Source organism: Herbaspirillum sp. Sphag64, from assembly GCF_014192645.1.
Taxonomy (GTDB): Bacteria; Pseudomonadota; Gammaproteobacteria; order Burkholderiales; family Burkholderiaceae_D; genus Herbaspirillum.
In genome coordinates this window covers 1099956-1117165 of the sequence record NZ_JACHYE010000001.1, presented here as the reverse complement: position 1 = coordinate 1117165, position 17210 = coordinate 1099956, and the positions used below count along the sequence as shown (strand labels likewise).

Here is a 17210-nt window from a genome sequence, read left to right as displayed (position 1 = left end):
CGTCCGCGCTGGGGCGCAATCTGTTAGAAACTTGCGTAGCGATTCCGAATGGATAAGGCCCAGGTCCAGTTTTTTGGAACGTAATATTCCGCTTCTTGCAAGAGCGAGACATAGGCCTTGAATTGGCTGAATGTTTCGAGCGTAACGACATCCAGATAAGCTGCTGTCGATAAACCCGCCGCCTGCAGTGATGGTGGCTGAAAGACGGTAATGGGAAAGCCCTCGCCTTTTTCCAGATCATCCGCGGTCAGCGCCCCATGCAGGTGATTGCGATCCGCTTCCACACCATGATGCACCCGTCGGAAAACTGCCTCTTTATTGACCGCTCCCATGTTCTCATTCATTGCATTGATAGCGCGCAAAGTGCGGGCGCTGATATTGCCCATGTGCGGATGTTCCTGCAGCCGAGGAAGATCGTCTTTGGTGAGTCCCTGAAAGGTCGAGTCGCGCCTTCCTCTGCTTGGTCGCGCTCCGGTGTTGGTTCTCATCTCGAGTATTTTGTCGAGGCAGGTATGCGCCGCAAATACCAGCCTGGGTGGAGCTTTCTGCATGCAATGAAATACCAGTTCCGGTGCCGCAATCTCGCACTCCAGCGCACTGCCGTAACTTTTCCATCGCGGGCAAACGGTCATCAGGTCGTAATCACCAGTGAGCGACAGATTGCCTGCACCGACTTCCATCGTCGTCATCACGAGCAGCGGGCTTGCCTTCTCCGGCGATGCCATTAGCGTGAGGGTATCGCTGCCGGCTTCTTCCGGGTAGCTCATGATGCGATAGCTGCCGTCGTGATCCAGTACAGCGCGGAAATAAAAAGACTTGGTATCGCCACTTCGTTGCGCACTAAGGAAATAGTCGCTCGTGCCGTGAATCGTCTGCATACTGTCAATCGCCGTCCGCGCAGGCTCATCCCTGGGAACCTCCAGTTGGTACAACAGATCCTCGTAGGTTAGCTTTAACTCAGCAGTGCCAGCATACTTACATTGGATCGCCTCCTGATTGGCCTTGGTGCTTTTGTCAGCAAGCGACTGGTCATGACCCACTTTGCTATAAATGCCAGCGTATGGAATCAGTCCTGCCTGTGGCCCCCAGTCTGCACTTTTGCCCTTGATATGAAAACTCTTGGTGGGATAGCCTCGTTCAATCCAGTAGCGCGACCATGGCCCTGTAGAGCGAAACATGATCACTTCATCGAATGTAGCTGCACAGGCAAGTACCGCCCACATATCGGATTCCTGCATGCCGTTCTGCGGGTGATCGAGCGATGCGCGTAAGCCCCGACAATGACATTCACCTGCGCTGTTGGACATCGGTTTGGCAGGCATGAGTGCGGCATTGGGTATAGATGATTGTCCTGTTGCGTTTGGCGTAGGGATCACATCGACTGTGAAACTCATCGGTGTACTACTGACTTCCAGAATATCGCTGGTCCATGGTTCATCCACCTCCTGAGATGATGCATCTTCAAACGAAATGCACTTGTCATAGGTGGTGCTGGAAATGGTGGTAGAGGCGGAGAGAGTTTCAGTAGGTAACATCAGGCGAAGTGCAGTGAAGCGATGGCGAAAAACATTCGGATCATCATTTCTCAATAAAATTCATCGAAGGGGTGCTTTCCTGAAAAGCACATTTAGTTCCCTTCAATGCCTTTGCGCTAACCGAGCTGACAATAAGCATTGACCATCGTTTTATCGAACGGTATTCTGGCTGCGTCCCTAAAAAAGAAGGGGATCAGGTTTGACAGCCTGTTGACTTCACCGGCGAAAAGCCGCGTCCTTGTGACGCGTTTTTTTCGTCCTGCTTTCGCACGTCTCTATGGCGGGCCTTGGCAGGGATGCCTTCGGGCATGCCGGTTCTGGTGAAGTCTCCGGTCTGTCAACCCTGTCTTGTGCCCGCCACCCTTGTTATACATCGAGGCGCAGGCGGGTACTTCACTTGTGTACCCTACGGAGGCTCTATGATCGATAACGACAGCAGTTCCGCCGGCACTAACAATAACGCTAACGCCACTTCCCCCCACGCAGCAGATTCAACGATCCATCATGATTTTCACTGGATCGATGGTGAGCTCCAAGGCAGCCTCTACGGCAACCTACTGGAAACTACCCTCGATGTTTCCGCCGGTATTCACGCCTGCTTGCAGATTGTGTACGCCAGCGCACTGGAACGCGCAGCCAATGACGATGCCGACCCCGAGACGCCTGCAACACCCGTCGTCGGCATTGTGCAGGCCGACCAATTGATGCGGCTGGCGATGGCCTCTGCAGGCTTGCTGCGCGATGAAGCACGGCGGCAGGTCGATGAACTCGCAGAATCGCCAACCTAACCGCCATAGAAGGCAGGCCCGTGTTGCTTCACGGGCTGATGCCTGAAAATGGGGTGATCGACAGAATTGTGATGATAACAACCCGAAACTGCGCGATGTAGAGGTCATTTAGCGTAGAATGGCAACACTTTTGATGTACTTCCACTGCACTTCATTCTGAAATACTCCAATGGCAATCAAATCCGACAAGTGGATCCGGCGCATGGCCGAGCAAGAGGGCATGATCGAGCCCTATGAACCGGGTCAGGTGCGCGAGGTTAATGGCAATAAAATTGTCTCCTACGGCACGTCCTCGTATGGCTACGATATTCGCTGCGCCAACGAATTCAAGATCTTCACCAACATCAACTCGACCATTGTCGATCCCAAGAATTTTGACGAAAAATCCTTCGTCGACTTCAAGGGTGATGTCTGCATCATCCCACCGAACTCTTTCGCCTTGGCGCGCACCGTCGAATACTTCCGTATCCCGCGCAGTGTGCTGACCATCTGCCTTGGTAAGTCGACGTATGCGCGTTGCGGCATCATCGTCAACGTGACGCCGTTTGAGCCCGAGTGGGAAGGTTATGTGACGCTGGAGTTTTCCAACACCACGCCGCTGCCCGCCAAGATTTACGCTGGCGAAGGGTGCGCGCAGGTGTTGTTCTTCGAGAGCGATGAAATCTGCGAAACTTCGTACAAGGATCGCGGCGGCAAGTATCAGGGACAGCACGGCGTCACACTGCCCAAGACCTGATCCAGGATTACGTCAGGTCACGACAGCATTGTCTGGCCTGATCAATCATCCGCTGTGCCGCGCCTGACAGCGCACCTTCCAGATGGGCCAGATACAGCGGTGCGCTCAGGTCAGCGCTGTCCTCAAGGTCGAGATACACCACTTCGGCCAGCACCACATGCCGCATTGACGCCGGCACAATCGAGACCCCCAATCCAGCCGCCACCAGACTCAGCGTGGAGAGGTTTTTGCGTGCCTCCTGCACCACGTTCGGGCTAAACCCGGCAACATGACAGGCAGCAATGATGGTGTCGTACAGGCCCGGGCCGCTGGGCCGCCGGTTCAGGATGAATCTCTCCTGCGCCAGTGCTGCCAACGGTATGCTCTTGCGTAATTTGCCGGAACGGATGCTTGCCAGAGGATGACCTGCCGGTAGTGCCAGAATCATCTTTTCCACTAGCATGGTTTCAATCACCAGACCATCCGCATTGCCTACTGGTGAGCGGATGAAGGCGATATCGAGCTTCTTCTGACGCAGCGCATCGACCAGCTCCGTGGTGTTGCTCTCCTCAACGCTCAAGGCGACTTCTGGCGCAATCGCACGGAAGGCACGGATCACCTGCGCGATGAAAGGATGCAAGGCAGCCGACTCGGTAAAGCCGAGCGCCAATCGACCTGATTCCCCCTGCGCAATGCGCCGCACGCCGGCGATACTGGTATCCAGTTGCGCCAGAATGGCGCGTGCATCGGTGAGCAGGGCGTGGCCACTGTCAGTCAGTTCCATGCCGCGTGGCAGGCGGTTGAAGAGGCGTACACCAAGCTCTTGTTCCAGATGCCGGATTTGCTGGCTCAACGGTGGCTGCTGGATGCCAATGCGCTCTGCAGCCCTAGTCAGGTGGCCTTCTTCCGCGACGGCAATAAAGTAGCGCAGCAGGCGCAAATCAATTGATGACATATGTATTTAATATGAATAATGTGTTTGCCATATATTAGACAAAATAAGGGTGCAAGAGTAGCCTTCCGACTTGAGTAGACAAGCCGTTGCGAACAAGGCCCACCATCATGCAAACCATCAACGATTCCTCCCCCGTTAAGGCAATACCGACTTGCCGACAACTTTTTCTGGGCTTTCTGGGCCTTGGCATGACTGCCTTTGGCGGAGCCTTGCCTTTGGCGCACCGCATGATCGTCGAGCGCCACGGTTGGCTGGACAAGGAAGAGTTCGTCGAGCTGCTAGGCCTGTGCCAGTTCCTTCCGGGAGGCAATATCATCAATCTGTCGGTTGCGCTGGGGATGCGGTTTCGCGGTGTACGCGGGGCGCTGGCGTCGATCCTCGGGCTCATCGCGGTGCCGTCGGTGGTAGTCATTTTGCTGGGGATTCTGTATCAGCACTATCAGTCTGATCCGCATATCAAGCATTTGTTTGCCGGACTGGCGGCAGCAGCGGCGGGCTTGCTGATTCAGATGGCGGTCAAGATTGCGCTGCCTTTGCGCAATAATTTTGTATTGGCCACACTGGCTGCAGCCTGTTTTGTGGCGATTGCAGTGCTGCGTATTCCTTTGGTGTGGACCATGCTGGTGATGACGCCGATCAGCATCTTCCTGACGGCCAAGGTGAGTGCCAAAGAGGAAGCGCAAGGAGATGAAAAATGAACGATACCTTGTTATCGCTGGCATCGATATTTTCACAATTATCCCTGCTGGCCTTTGGTGGTGGCAACACCATCCTGCCGGAGATGCAGCGTCAGGTGGTGGAGGTGCATCACTGGATGACGGCCGAGGATTTCAGTGCCCTGTTTGCGCTGGGGCAGGCAGCGCCGGGCCCGAATCTGATGATTGTCACTTTGGTGGGCTGGCACGTGGCGGGTTTTTACGGGATGCTGGTGACCTCATTGGCGAAATTCGGCCCTTCATCGCTGGTGACGATTGCCATGCTACATGTCTGGGATCGCTTCAAAGACAAACCCTGGCGGCGTCATGTGCAGGCTGGTTTGATGCCGGTGACGGCGGGTCTGGTCGCGGCTAGTGCGGCGCTGATTGCGCATGCTTCCATCAGCAATGGTTTGCTTGCGGCGATAACAGCAGCTACGGCGGTGCTATCACTGAGAACCAAATTGCACCCGCTCTGGCTGTTGTTCGGCGGTGCGCTTGCCGGATTGCTGCTGCTTGGTTGATAGACGGCGCGTCATGCCGTCGGTGGTACGCCGATATACAGGGCAATCTCTTCGCCACTGATTACCAATAAGTAGTTGCTGAACCGCTCCGGACTGATATGCCAATGCCATGCGCGGCTGCGTCGGGCGCGACTGAGCAGTACTTCCTGTTCCACCCGTTGTTGAAATTGCCGCGATTGCACGCCAGCCTGCTCCAGTATTGCGAGTTCACGCGTGAAGCTGGGAGGATCCGTTTTCGCCTTGGATAGCAGCGAGATGAATTGCGTCACCGAGTCAGCGTTATGTAGTCCGGCCATACCGCCGAAATCGGTTGAGCTTCCGGCCAGACCGGGTAGGTCGGCACCTGCCAGTGCGCTGATGTATTGGCGTTGCCGGACGTGTAAATGCCGGTGGCTGAGATTGATCAGTTCGAACACATTGACGGCACCATTCTGGTATTGGCGACTGCCGACATAAATGAAATCCATGGTGTTGAGTGCACCATGCGACAACTCGTGGATCAGCAGATCGGCGATGGCGTTCTTGCTTTTCCCCATGTGGGTGTAATAGGCCTGATAGTTGTTCTTGCTGATACTCAGAAATTTGACCCTTTTGCTGCCAGTGTGATACTGCTGAATATCAATCTCCGCGATAAAACTCGTTGCCTCACTGGCGTGATCCAGGATGCGGATGTTGTCGGGCAGTAGTCGCTCAAATGCTGACTCCAGTGCATGTAGCCTTTTGAGAAAATCGTCTACCGAGAACGCCTGGCCAAAATAGGCATGTGCTGCGATGGCTATTTGCTCTGCATAGGCAGGGTCGCCAATGACCGCTTGTGTGTTACGCAGCTTGAGTAGCCCTAGCGGCTTGATGTCATTGATGATCGTGCGGCGGATTCGCCCGATGAAGAGGTTGCGCATCGATGGCAGCTGGAACAGAAATCGGCTGGCACTGTTGATCCAGGAAACGCTGCTGTCGAATCGTCTGGCACCTCGTGAGCGGGTGGATAGTGGTCGTCGCCCGACGCGGCATAGGGTGCTGTCGTCACTACGTTTACGTCTGCTTGGACAGACCAGATCAAATTTCTGCCCGAGTTTTTCGATCATGCGCTGCGAATCGTGAAGCTGTTTCCGGGGGAGACGGAGTGTATCGAGAGATCGGGTATAGATCTTTTTTATCCCGATTTTGAGCGCCTTCAGGAGGACTTTTTCAGCGGTGTTGCCAGTGGCTTCGAGTGCCAGCGCAAAGGCAGCATCGAGGAGATAGGATTCCTGCTCAATGCGACTGTCGCTGGCAGCGGCGCGCATCAGGGGAGGGCCTGCTGCAAGTAGTGCTGCCATCGTCAATCCGCCAGTTGGCCCCAGTGCCAGCGACGGCAAGGCGAGGATAAATGCCGAGTCGGCAATCCTGTTGGCGAGCATGAACATAGTCGCTTCCGTATGCGAGACGATCATCTGATCGATTTGCCTGATTTGCCAGTCTATGATCTGTCCATAGCGCTCACTGAGTCCAACCGCATCTCTGAGTGCGCTGTTGCTCACGTCGCCCTCATGATCAAGCAAAAAATGTCTGCTGAACTCTTCTGCCAGTGCAGGTACATTGTTACGCTCCTGCAGCATCGCTGCGAAGGAGGCAAAGTGATAGATTTTTCCAGTCATCAGCGACACCAGATGAAAGGGGATGGCACACAGTTTGACCAGTGCAAAGTCAGGTAGACGACGGTGGTGCCAGCCATCGAGTTCGAGATAGTCAGGACTGTTGTGATGACTCGCCCAGTGGCGATCTCTGGCAGTAGGGTCGCGCTCGGGGTAGATCAGTATCCAGGGCGTGTCGCTGAACTGAAAAGCGTGCTGGTGGTGTTTGGGGAGCTGGGCGATGACGAGTCTGGCATATTCCTGATAGAGCGCCTTGACATCCCTGTTCCTCCTGAGTCGTTCCAGCCCATCGCTGAAGATGCTTTGGGCCTGAACTTGCTGCAGGCTATGGACATATTTTTTGATGGAGGACGATGCATCGTCATGTCGGCTGTCAACGAGCGTCTCCTGGTTGTAGACCGCATATTGTGAGCGCCATTTGCGTTGCTGGCCGAGGAGGATATTTGCTGCCGTAAACGTCTGCGTGGTGACGGGATGCAGCATATTGGCGACATGTTGATGATGCATGTTGGCCGCCCGCACTGTGTAGGTGAATTGAAATTGTTGGGACAGTGCGCAGTGCAAGAGGCAGTGCGTCTTGCAGAGTGCCTCGATCAAGGCTTGCATTTGTACATGGAAGTCTGGCATCTGCTGTGTTAGCACTTGACTGACTTCACCGAGCAGCTGCGCCTGGTTGAGGCGCTGCCAAAATTGTTTGACGCGTTGCATACCCGTTACGATCTCTGTTTGCCGGGCTGCGGTAATCGCTGCAGGCCAGCGAATATTGACCTGCTCTCGCTGCGCAATCAGAACGTGGGGAGCACCGGATTGCATGGCTAGAATCTCGGTAAGTGTCGCCATGTCCATATGGCTTTGTGTTCCCTGCGCGTCTGTAACGGTGTACTGATAAAGATAGTCAGCTGCCAGTAAATCTTCTGGCAGCCCGAGCGCGCTGAGCTGACTGTCGGCATAGGCCAGCATGAGCGCTTCGAGCATGTTGTAGTCCGGAGCTGGCAGGGCAAGTCTGATCAGCGATGCCTGGCGGTCTTGTTGCATCGTCATCGATTGCACTGGCACTGTTTGTGGCGACTCAAGCTGGGTATCGATGATCTGCTGAATCAGTTGAGAGCGATATACCAGCGGTGGCGTGGTGGGTAACTGTTGTAGCTGTTGCTCAAACAAATGTGTTGCCATGATGGTGTCTTGCTGGGCGGAGTGCGCGGCGTTCGCACCGAGCCCGGCAATTGCCAGCAAGGCATTGGCCGATGCCGGTAATGCTGGCCCGAGAGTCTGGGTTGGCGCTTGCTGCGTCAGGGCATTCAGTGATCTTGCGATGCGTCGCTCATGCGCTGGCAGGTGCTTGATCCAGTCCGCATGCACCGGCCCGGTTGCGGCTGTCTGCCAGCGCTGGCAGACTCCGCGCACACAGTTGACCATGCCAGTGAAATGTGTCAGTGATGATGTCAGAAGCGGTGGTGCTGTTTGCGATTGTTGCGCGCCGGGATGGCTGACAATCGACGTTATACCGGTCATCACCGGCGCATTGCCGACATCACGATAGCGCATGAAAAACGCCGCTGTTGGTGAACCGGCAGCGGCGTTTCTGCTTGCAGCACTGAGATGTCTGTCAGGGCGTTATGCGTGTTTGCCTTATTGTCTTACGCAGTCAACGAAGTAATCCTTGCGGCCATCAACTTCACGCTTGACCAGACCATGGACGTCGGTTTCAAAGCCAGGGAATTTCTCATTGAAATCACGCGCAAAACGCAGGTAATCAACGATGGTCTTGTTGAAGCGCTCACCCGGGATCAGCAGCGGGATGCCCGGTGGGTATGGCGTCAACAGGATCGAGGTAACGCGGCCTTCGAGTTCATCGAGCGGTACCCGGTCAATTTCACGGTGCGCCATCTTGGAGAAGGCGTCCGACGGTTTCATCGCTGGTTGCATGTCAGACAGATACATTTCTGTCGTCAGACGGGCGACGTCGTAGGCGCGGTAAGTCTCGTGAATTTGCTGGCACAGATCGCGCAGACCAAGGCGCTCGTAGCGTGCATTGCGGCCTTGGTTGGCAGCAGCAAACTCGGGCAGGATGCGCCAGATCGGCTGGTTCTTGTCATAGTCGTCTTTGAACTGCTGCAAAGCGGTCACCAGGGTATTCCAGCGGCCCTTGGTGATGCCAATGGTGAACATGATGAAGAAGGAATACAGACCGCATTTTTCGACGATCACGCCATGTTCCGCCAGATACTTGGTCACGATCGATGCCGGGATACCGGTCTCGCCGAACTTGCCATCCAGCGACAAGCCTGGGTTGACGATGGTGGCCTTGATCGGGTCCAGCATATTGAAGCCCGGTGCCAGATTGCCGAAGCCGTGCCAGTCGTCTTCCGCCTTGATGACCCAGTCTTCGCGCTCGCCGATACCATCGGCGGAGAAGCTGTCTGGACCCCAGACCTGGAACCACCAGTCCTGACCAAATTCCTGATCGATTTTCTTCATGGCGCGACGGAAATCCAGCGCTTCGAGAATGCTTTCTTCCACCAGTGCAGTACCACCCGGCGCTTCCATCATGGCGGCGGCGACATCGCAGGAGGCGATGATCGAATATTGCGGCGAGGTTGAGGTGTGCATCAGGAAGGCTTCGTTGAAGGCATCCTGGTCGAGCTGCACTGTTTCCGATTCGCGTACCAGAATCTGCGATGCCTGTGACAGGCCAGCCAGCAACTTGTGGGTCGACTGGGTCGAGAAAATCATCGACTTCTTGGCGCGTGGACGATCCTTGCCAATGGCATGCATGTCCTTGTAGAAATCATGGAAGGTGGCATGCGGTAACCAGGCTTCATCGAAGTGCAGGGTGTCGATTTCACCGTCGAGCATTTGTTTCAGGGTTTCGACGTTGTAGATCACGCCATCGTAGGTCGATTGCGTGATGGTCAGGATACGCGGCTTCTTGTTCTTGGCTTCACGGGCAAACGGGTTGGCTTCGATCTTCTTGTGAATGCTCTCCATGGTGAATTCTTCGAGCGGGATCGGGCCGATGATGCCGAGGTGATTGCGGGTCGGCATCAGGAACACGGGAATCGCGCCTGTCATGATGATCGAGTGCAGAATCGATTTGTGGCAGTTGCGGTCAACCACCACGATGTCGCCGGGGGCAACCGTGGAGTGCCACACCATCTTGTTGGAAGTAGAGGTGCCGTTGGTGACGAAGTAGCAGTGGTCGGCATTGAAGATACGTGCGGCATTGCGTTCCGAATTGGCGACCGGACCGGTGTGGTCGAGCAGCTGGCCGAGTTCTTCCACGGCATTGCAGACGTCGGCGCGCAGCATGTTTTCACCAAAGAACTGGTGGAACATCTGACCGATGGGTGACTTCAGGAATGCCACGCCGCCCGAGTGGCCGGGGCAGTGCCAGGAGTAGGAACCATCTTGCGCGTAATGCACCAGTGCACGGAAAAACGGTGGTGCCAGACCGTCCAGATAGGACTTGGCTTCGCGGATGATGTGGCGTGCCACAAACTCCGGCGTGTCTTCAAACATGTGGATGAAGCCATGCAGCTCGCGCAGGATGTCGTTGGGGATATCGCGCGAGGTGCGGGTTTCTCCATACAGATAGATTGGGATATCCGCGTTCTTGTGGCGGATTTCTCCGACGAAGGCGCGCAGTGATTTCAGCGCGAAGTCGGTCTCTTCGGAGGAGCCGGCACCGAACTCTTCATCGTCAATCGACAGGATGAAGGCGGATGCTCGTGACTGTTGCTGGGCAAACTGCGACAGGTCGCCGTAGCTGGTCACGCCCAGCACTTCCATGCCTTCTTCTTGAATCGCATCGGCCAGTGCGCGGATGCCGAGACCGGAAGTGTTCTCTGAGCGGAAATCTTCGTCGATGATGACGATAGGGAAACGGAATTTCATAGGTTCTCCAGGTAGAACGCACCGTGGTTTGCGGTTGGATGCATTCAGTTGACACTGCGCCTGGGCGAAAAGCTTACGCGCTCTGAGGCTGGGCAGGATCGCAGGCGACCCTGTCCGAAAAAAAGAAAGCGAATTTTCGCAGAAATTGCGAAAACTTGGGGTGAAAAATCACCCCGTTATTACCGAAGTCCGGTAAAAAACAACAAAAATGGCAATCGGTTTTCAGCGTCTTTGGTATGTCACAAACGCGTAGTTCAAATCCTGCGTGGCGTCATGATGGGATTCACGGGCAACGGCTTGCCATTGTTGTGGGTCGATTGCCGGGAAAAACGCATCGCAATCAAAGCGCCGGTTGATTTCAGTCACGATCAGGCGTTGTGCCAGAGGCAACGCCTGCGCGTAAATCTGGGCGCCACCGATGATATAGGCATCGCTGCCTGCTACCAGCTGGGCCGCCGCTTCTAGCGATAATACGCTTTCTGCTCCGGGATGCGACCAGTCTAGATTACGGGTGACAACAATGTTGCGTCGGTTCGGTAACGGACGCCCAATCGAATCAAAGGTTTTTCGGCCCATGATGATTGGATGACCGGAGGTCGTGCGCTTGAAGTGCGCCAGATCCTCGGGCAGTCGCCAGGGCAGGGTGTTGTTGATGCCAATGCCGCCAGCGCTGTCGGTGGCGACGATGACGCACAGGGCGCCGGAGGGAGTGCTTGTGTTGGACATGCCAGTAAATAATAAGAGTGGCGAAAATGAGCGTGGTGCCGCGCGTCACTGCTTGCTGTAAGCGAGGCCGCCATGTTACAGGAGTTATGGGCGCCGCCGCGCATGCGCGGAACTTTATGCAGGACATACGTCCCTAAACTACTCCGCATTCGTCCTGCAGCGGCGGCATCGCGATGTCATTTTGGCAATGATGCAAAAAGGCAATATCAATGATGGCATGGCTGACAGAAATCAAACTGCGAGTCCATGTCGAACTCTTGTAACAAGTCACGCAACATTAGGTAAACTAGCGTCATTCTCGACTGCCGCTAGGGTCACGTCGAACAAGAAAAACTGCATGTCAGACGGAAATTCAATGTTTTTAACCTCCCATCGGTATGGCAAGCACAACGCCGATACCAGCTCGTCCCTTGCGCTTGAGTCAATATCTCCAATGCAATCGCGCAGGCAAGCGCACATTGTAGGTTCGGCAAAACGCTTGTTGGTGGTGTTGTCGACCGCTGTCGCTGCACTGCTTTATGTGCAGTCAGCAGTGGCATTTGACTTCAACGATGTCGCTGCCCGTGCCAAGGCTCTGGCCAGCAAGTCCTACAAGAAACCGGGCAATAAATTGCCGAAGGAATTACGCGAGCTGAGCGACGACCAGCTCAACCAGTTGCATTTCAGGATGGAACGTTCTTATTGGCGCGCCGAGAAGCTGCCCTTTGAACTGACCTTCGTGCATCCCGGCGGCGGCTATGTCGAGCCGGTGCGGATCAATGAGCTCAGTGGCGGCGCGGTGCGTGAAATCGGGTTCAATTCTGCTTACTTCGATTACAGCCAGACGCATCTTGATCCACGGCGCTTACGTAACCTCGGTTTTGCCGGGTTCCGGATTCGCTTTCCGGTCAATTCGCCCAAGGTCAAGGATGATGTGCTGACCTTCCAGGGCGCGAGTTATTTCCGGGCAATGGGACATGGTCAGGGCTACGGCCTTTCGGCACGTGGCCTGGCGATTGATACGGCACTGTACTCGGGCGAGGAGTTTCCGCGCTTCACCGAGTTCTGGCTGGAGCGCCCCAAGGCCGGCGATAAGGAACTGACGGTGTATGCGCTGCTGGATTCGCCGCGCGCGACCGGCGCTTACCGTTTCGTGCTACGCCCCGGGACCGATACCGTCATCGATGTGAAGGCGCAACTGTATCTGCGCGCCAATGTGACCAAGCTGGGATTGGCACCATTGACCAGCATGTTCTACTTTGGCGAGAACCAGAAGGGGCCCGCCGATGACTTCCGCCCAGAGGTGCATGATTCGGATGGCCTGTCGATCCAGTCCGGTACCGGTGAGTGGATCTGGCGGCCACTGGTGAACCCGAAGCGTTTGCTGGTGACTTCGTTTGCGCTGACCAATCCGCTTGGCTTTGGTCTGATGCAACGGGACCGGAATTTCTCCAGCTATGAGGATATGAATTACCACTATGAAGCACGTCCGAGTGCCTGGGTCGAACCGCGCGGCAAGTGGGGCGCAGGCCAGGTGGAGCTGGTGCAGATTCCGACGCCGGACGAGACCAACGACAATATCGTCGCCTACTGGATGCCGAATGTGATGCCCAAGCCAGGTCAACCGCTGAACGTGGAATACCGCATGTACTGGCAAAAGGATAATGAAAGAAAGCCACCTCTGGCCTGGGTCGCGCAGACGCGTGTCGGACATGCTTATCGCACCAAGTCCGACGATGCGATCGAGATGGCGATTGATTTTGATGGCCCGGCACTGAAGAAGCTTCCCGCCGGCAGCAATGTCGATGCCAGCGTGGAGAGTGATGCCAACGGTAAGGTACTCAGTGCCAATGTTCGGCGCAATGAAGTGACCGGTGGCTGGCGCATCGAGTTGAAACTGCGCCGCAATGAAGAAAACAAGCCGGTCGAGCTGCGTGGATTCCTCAGGAATACCGTGCAGGGGACCAGCACAACCTTGTCTGAAACGTGGAGCTACATATTACCCCCCAACTGAGGTCGGTCGACGACGCTGCGCAGCAGCTTGCGCGTTATCTGGACCATTTGCCGCTGTCCGCGCAGGAACGCGCGCAGCTGCTGGCCGTGGCCGGGCAGCCGAAGGTTGATGCTCCCCATCAATTCACTGAGCGTATGACCAGCTTGCATGACGCCATTGCGCGACGTGCAATCGCGGCAGGTCGTGCGCAGGAAGCCGATCCGGCGGCAGCCTCCGTGGCCGGGCGTCTGGAGTTCTGTTTCCCTGGTGCAGCCGAACAGGCGGTGACTGGCAACGCATTGGGCGAAGCCGCGGGGCCAGTGCAGGGCGATCATCTGAAAGTCGCGCCGCCGTTGCAACGGCGTTCCATGGTGCCGCGTCCCTGGGGCACGCTCAATCCTTTGTCGCGCTGGGTCGAAGAAGCCACGCGCCGGTTTGAGCAGCGTGCCGCGCGGCGTCGTGGTATCCGGCCGAAGGAACCGCAATTTGTGGAAGACAGCCTGCAATCGGATGCACCTGATCCGCTGGGTTACTGGCAACACAGCGGTAATGTGCGACGTTTGGTGCTGCTGGTGTTGATGCTGCTGCAGACGGTGATGGCGACTTACTTCATGAGTGATGTCTTGCCTTATCACGGTACCAAACCGCTGGAAATGCTGGTGCTGGGCCTGTTCGCGATTCTTTTCTGCTGGGTGTCTGCCGGTTTCTGGACTGCCATGACTGGCTTTCTGGTGCTGTTACGCGGCGATGATCCGTATCTGATATCGCATGAAGCTGCCGGCCCGAAATGGATTTCTCCGGAAGCAAGGACGGCGATTGTGATGCCGATCTGCAACGAGGATGTGGCACGGGTCTTTGCCGGATTGCGTGCCACCTATGAATCGGTAAAGCGCCATGGTGATCTGGATCGATTCGACTTTTTTGTGCTCAGCGACAGCGGTGACGCTGATATCTGTGTGGCCGAAGTGCAGGCATGGGCGCAGCTGTGCAAGGAAGTGGATGGCTTTGGCCGGATCTTTTACCGTCACCGACGTCGTCGCGTCAAACGCAAAAGCGGCAACATCGATGACTTTTGCCGACGCTGGGGCGCTAAGTACCGCTACATGCTGGTGCTCGATGCCGACAGCGTGATGAGTGGTCAGTGCCTGTCGACGCTGGTACGGCTGATGGAAGCACATCCGGGGGCAGGTATCATCCAGACCGCTCCCAGGGCCGCTGGTCGCGATACCCTGTATGCGCGGATTCAGCAGTTCTCGACCCGGGTCTATGGCCCTTTGTTCACTGCCGGTCTGCATTTCTGGCAACTGGGCGAGTCCCATTATTGGGGGCATAACGCGATTATCCGGCTGGCGCCGTTCATGCAGCATTGTGCGCTGGCACCGTTGCCGGGCGAGGGCAATCTGTCCGGCCCGATTCTGTCGCACGATTTCGTGGAAGCCTCGCTGATGCGACGTGCCGGCTGGTCGGTCTGGATTGCTTACGATCTCGACGGCAGCTATGAGGAAATGCCACCGAACCTGCTCGATGAGCTCAGTCGTGATCGTCGCTGGTGTCAGGGCAACCTGATGAATTTCCGCCTGTTTTTGGCGCGCGGTATGCATGCCGTGCATCGGGCGGTGTTTGTCACTGGTGTCATGGCTTATCTGTCGGCACCGCTTTGGGCGTTGTTTCTGGCGTTGTCCACCTTATTGCTGGCAAGCCATACACTGATTGATCCGCAGTATTTCGTGACACCGCGCCAGCTGTTTCCGATCTGGCCGGAATGGCATCCCGAGAAGGCGTTGGCTCTGGTATCGGCAACTGCATCGATCCTGTTTTTGCCGAAGATCCTGAGCGTGTTTCTGATCATCGTCAAGGGTGCACGCGATTACGGTGGTGCGCTCAAGCTGAGTGTAAGCATGCTGATCGAATTGCTGTTCTCGATGATGCTGGCACCGGTGCGCATGTTGTTTCATACCCGCTTCGTGCTGGGGGCATTTCTGGGCTGGGCGGTTGGCTGGAAGTCGCCACCGCGCGCCGACAATGAAACCGGTTGGGACCAGGCGTTCCGTCGTCACGGCTGGCATACCGTGTTGGGGCTGAGCTGGGGCGCGTTGGTGTATTGGCTCGATCCTTCCTTCGTCTGGTGGTTGCTACCGATTGCGGGCTCACTGACCTTGTCGATACCGTTGTCGGTGCTATCGAGTCGGGTCTCCCTGGGACGCGGGTTGCGTCAACGTGGTTTATTCACCATTCCGGAAGAGGTTGATGCACCACGCGAACTGCGCGATACCGTGACCTACGTCAATGCTGCCAGCGATGGCCGAGCCTTGCCGGATTTTGTGGATGCGGTGGTGGATCCGGCTGTCAATGCTCTGGTTTGCGCGGTTGGTCATGCCCATGCGCGCCAGCCTGAGCAGAGCCTTCATGCTGGTAATGCCTTGGTGCTGCAAGCCTTGCGACGTGGCCCCGAAGTTTTGACTGCGAAGCAGAAGCACATGCTGCTTGATGATCCGCGGCTGTTATCGGCGTTGCATCTGGCGGTCTGGTCGCAGCCAGTGCGGCACTCCATGTGGATGGCAAAAGTCAGGCAAACAGTATGAACAGCGACAATCCAGTGACTGAATCGGTGACCGCGCCGCCGCTGCATCTTGATGAGCATCGGCGCACGTTGTGGCGTTATGCGCGTGTAGCGACTGTAACTTTGCTGGTGCTGCTGCTGGCAGCTGGCTGGATTGCCTACGCCCGCAGCCATCACCAAGTACCGCCGCCGCGACTGGAAACCGTGCGTGCCGAGCGTGGGGATATCGAACAGGTCGTCAATGCCGTTGGTAATGTGGTGATGCTGAATTATGTCGATGTCGGGGCCAAAGTGACAGGGCAGATTTCGGATGTTTTCGTGGGGATTGGCGACGTTGTGAAAGAGGGGAAATTACTGGTGGCAATTTCTCCGGTGATTCCGACGGGCCGGATTGAAAACAATCGCGCCCAGCTGGCCAGACTCAAGGCGGAGCTAGCGGGACAGAATGCCCAGCTCGATTTTGCGCAGTTGCAGTTTCAGCGCCAAAGTCAGCTCAAGGCGGAGAACGCTACCCGCGAAGAGACCTATGAGTCGACACGCATGGGCATGTACTCAGCGCAAGCCAAGGTGGATGCGATCAATGCCCAGATCCAGCAGCTCGAAGTCGCCATGAAGGAAGACGACGCGATACAAAAACAGACCAAGGTACAGGCACCGATGAGTGGTACCGTCGTGGCATTGTCGGCACGTGTGGGGCAGACCCTGTCGGCCAATCAGGATGTGCTCATGCGCATTGCTGATCTGAGCAGAATGAGTGTGCAGGCGCGCGTGGCGGAGGAGGATGTGACGCGCTTGCGCAAGGGCATGCTGGCCTACTTCACCACACCCGGTTATCCCGGCAAGCAGTGGCTGGGCAAGCTGCGTCAGATCATGCCGTTGCCAACCGAGGACAGCGGCAAGCAGGGCAAGAAGGCTTACTACACGGTATTATTTGACGTCTCCAACCCTAGCCGTGAATTGATGGCAGGCATGACGGCCGATGTCTTTTTCGTGCTGGAGCGGGCGGAGCATGCGATCACGATCCCTGCGGCGCTGGTGGTCAAGCCCGACCGTAAGGGGTTGCAAACGCTGCAAGTGCTGCAGGTCGATGGCAAGCTGCAGATCCGTAGTGTGCGCATCGGGATTCACAATGGCGAACGGGCTCAGGTCCTCAATGGCTTAAGCGACGGTGAGCAGGTGGTTGTGCCGGATGGCACCACAGTGCGATGAGTC

Annotated in this window: 12 protein-coding genes; 7 read left to right on the top strand and 5 right to left on the bottom strand. The window is 56.2% G+C overall.

Features of this window, described 5'->3' with window-relative positions:
• Nucleotides 1-23: 23 nt before the first annotated feature.
• The gene (locus tag FHW66_RS04940; protein WP_183378578.1) at nt 24-1535 is read right to left on the bottom strand and encodes an anthrax toxin-like adenylyl cyclase domain-containing protein; all 1512 of its coding nucleotides are present in this window, start codon (nt 1533-1535) and stop codon (nt 24-26) included.
• 419 nt (nt 1536-1954) lie between these two features.
• Between FHW66_RS04940 and FHW66_RS04935 the strand changes: the two genes are divergently transcribed.
• A complete protein-coding gene (locus FHW66_RS04935; protein WP_183378577.1) occupies nt 1955-2323 on the top strand; it encodes a hypothetical protein in 369 nt (122 codons plus the stop codon).
• Nucleotides 2324-2492: 169 nt separating this feature from the next.
• Nucleotides 2493-3059, top strand: a complete 567-nt coding sequence (gene dcd / locus FHW66_RS04930; protein WP_183378576.1) for a dCTP deaminase — start codon at nt 2493-2495, stop codon at nt 3057-3059.
• A 7-nt stretch (nt 3060-3066) separates the two neighbouring features.
• Here dcd and FHW66_RS04925 read toward each other — a convergent pair whose 3' ends face one another.
• Nucleotides 3067-3993 (bottom strand): LysR family transcriptional regulator, encoded by a 927-nt coding sequence (locus FHW66_RS04925; RefSeq protein ID WP_183378575.1) that lies wholly within the window; start codon nt 3991-3993, stop codon nt 3067-3069.
• Between the two features lie 107 nt (nt 3994-4100).
• On the opposite strand from FHW66_RS04925, the gene FHW66_RS04920 reads away from it, so the two are divergent.
• Nucleotides 4101-4691 (top strand): chromate transporter, encoded by a 591-nt coding sequence (locus FHW66_RS04920; protein ID WP_183378574.1) that lies wholly within the window; start codon nt 4101-4103, stop codon nt 4689-4691.
• The gene (locus FHW66_RS04915; RefSeq protein WP_183378573.1) at nt 4688-5212 is read left to right on the top strand and encodes a chromate transporter; all 525 of its coding nucleotides are present in this window, start codon (nt 4688-4690) and stop codon (nt 5210-5212) included. The genes FHW66_RS04920 and FHW66_RS04915 overlap by 4 nt, the downstream gene beginning before the upstream one ends.
• Before the next feature lie 11 nt (nt 5213-5223).
• Here FHW66_RS04915 and FHW66_RS04910 read toward each other — a convergent pair whose 3' ends face one another.
• The 3 genes from FHW66_RS04910 to FHW66_RS04900 all read right to left on the bottom strand — a co-directional run bounded on the left by FHW66_RS04910 (nt 5224) and on the right by FHW66_RS04900 (nt 11466).
• On the bottom strand, nt 5224-8391 hold the full coding sequence (locus tag FHW66_RS04910; protein WP_183378572.1) for a hypothetical protein: 3168 nt from the start codon (nt 8389-8391) through the stop codon (nt 5224-5226).
• 84 nt (nt 8392-8475) lie between these two features.
• On the bottom strand, nt 8476-10740 hold the full coding sequence (locus tag FHW66_RS04905; protein ID WP_183378571.1) for an arginine/lysine/ornithine decarboxylase: 2265 nt from the start codon (nt 10738-10740) through the stop codon (nt 8476-8478).
• 222 nt (nt 10741-10962) lie between these two features.
• A complete protein-coding gene (locus FHW66_RS04900) occupies nt 10963-11466 on the bottom strand; it encodes a dihydrofolate reductase (protein WP_183378570.1) in 504 nt (167 codons plus the stop codon).
• Between the two features lie 433 nt (nt 11467-11899).
• Here FHW66_RS04900 and FHW66_RS04895 point away from each other — a divergent pair, with 433 nt between their 5' ends.
• The 3 genes from FHW66_RS04895 to FHW66_RS04885 are packed head-to-tail and all read left to right on the top strand — an operon-like array spanning nt 11900 to nt 17207.
• Nucleotides 11900-13459 carry a glucan biosynthesis protein G gene (locus FHW66_RS04895; RefSeq protein ID WP_183378672.1) on the top strand — a complete coding sequence of 520 codons (1560 nt, stop codon included), beginning with the start codon at nt 11900-11902 and terminating at the stop codon, nt 13457-13459.
• Nucleotides 13432-16020 (top strand): glucans biosynthesis glucosyltransferase MdoH, encoded by a 2589-nt coding sequence (gene mdoH / locus FHW66_RS04890; RefSeq protein ID WP_183378569.1) that lies wholly within the window; start codon nt 13432-13434, stop codon nt 16018-16020. The genes FHW66_RS04895 and mdoH overlap by 28 nt, the downstream gene beginning before the upstream one ends.
• Nucleotides 16017-17207 carry an efflux RND transporter periplasmic adaptor subunit gene (locus tag FHW66_RS04885; RefSeq protein ID WP_183378568.1) on the top strand — a complete coding sequence of 397 codons (1191 nt, stop codon included), beginning with the start codon at nt 16017-16019 and terminating at the stop codon, nt 17205-17207. Before mdoH ends, FHW66_RS04885 begins: the two co-directional genes overlap by 4 nt.
• The last annotated feature ends 3 nt before the right edge of the window (nt 17208-17210 follow it).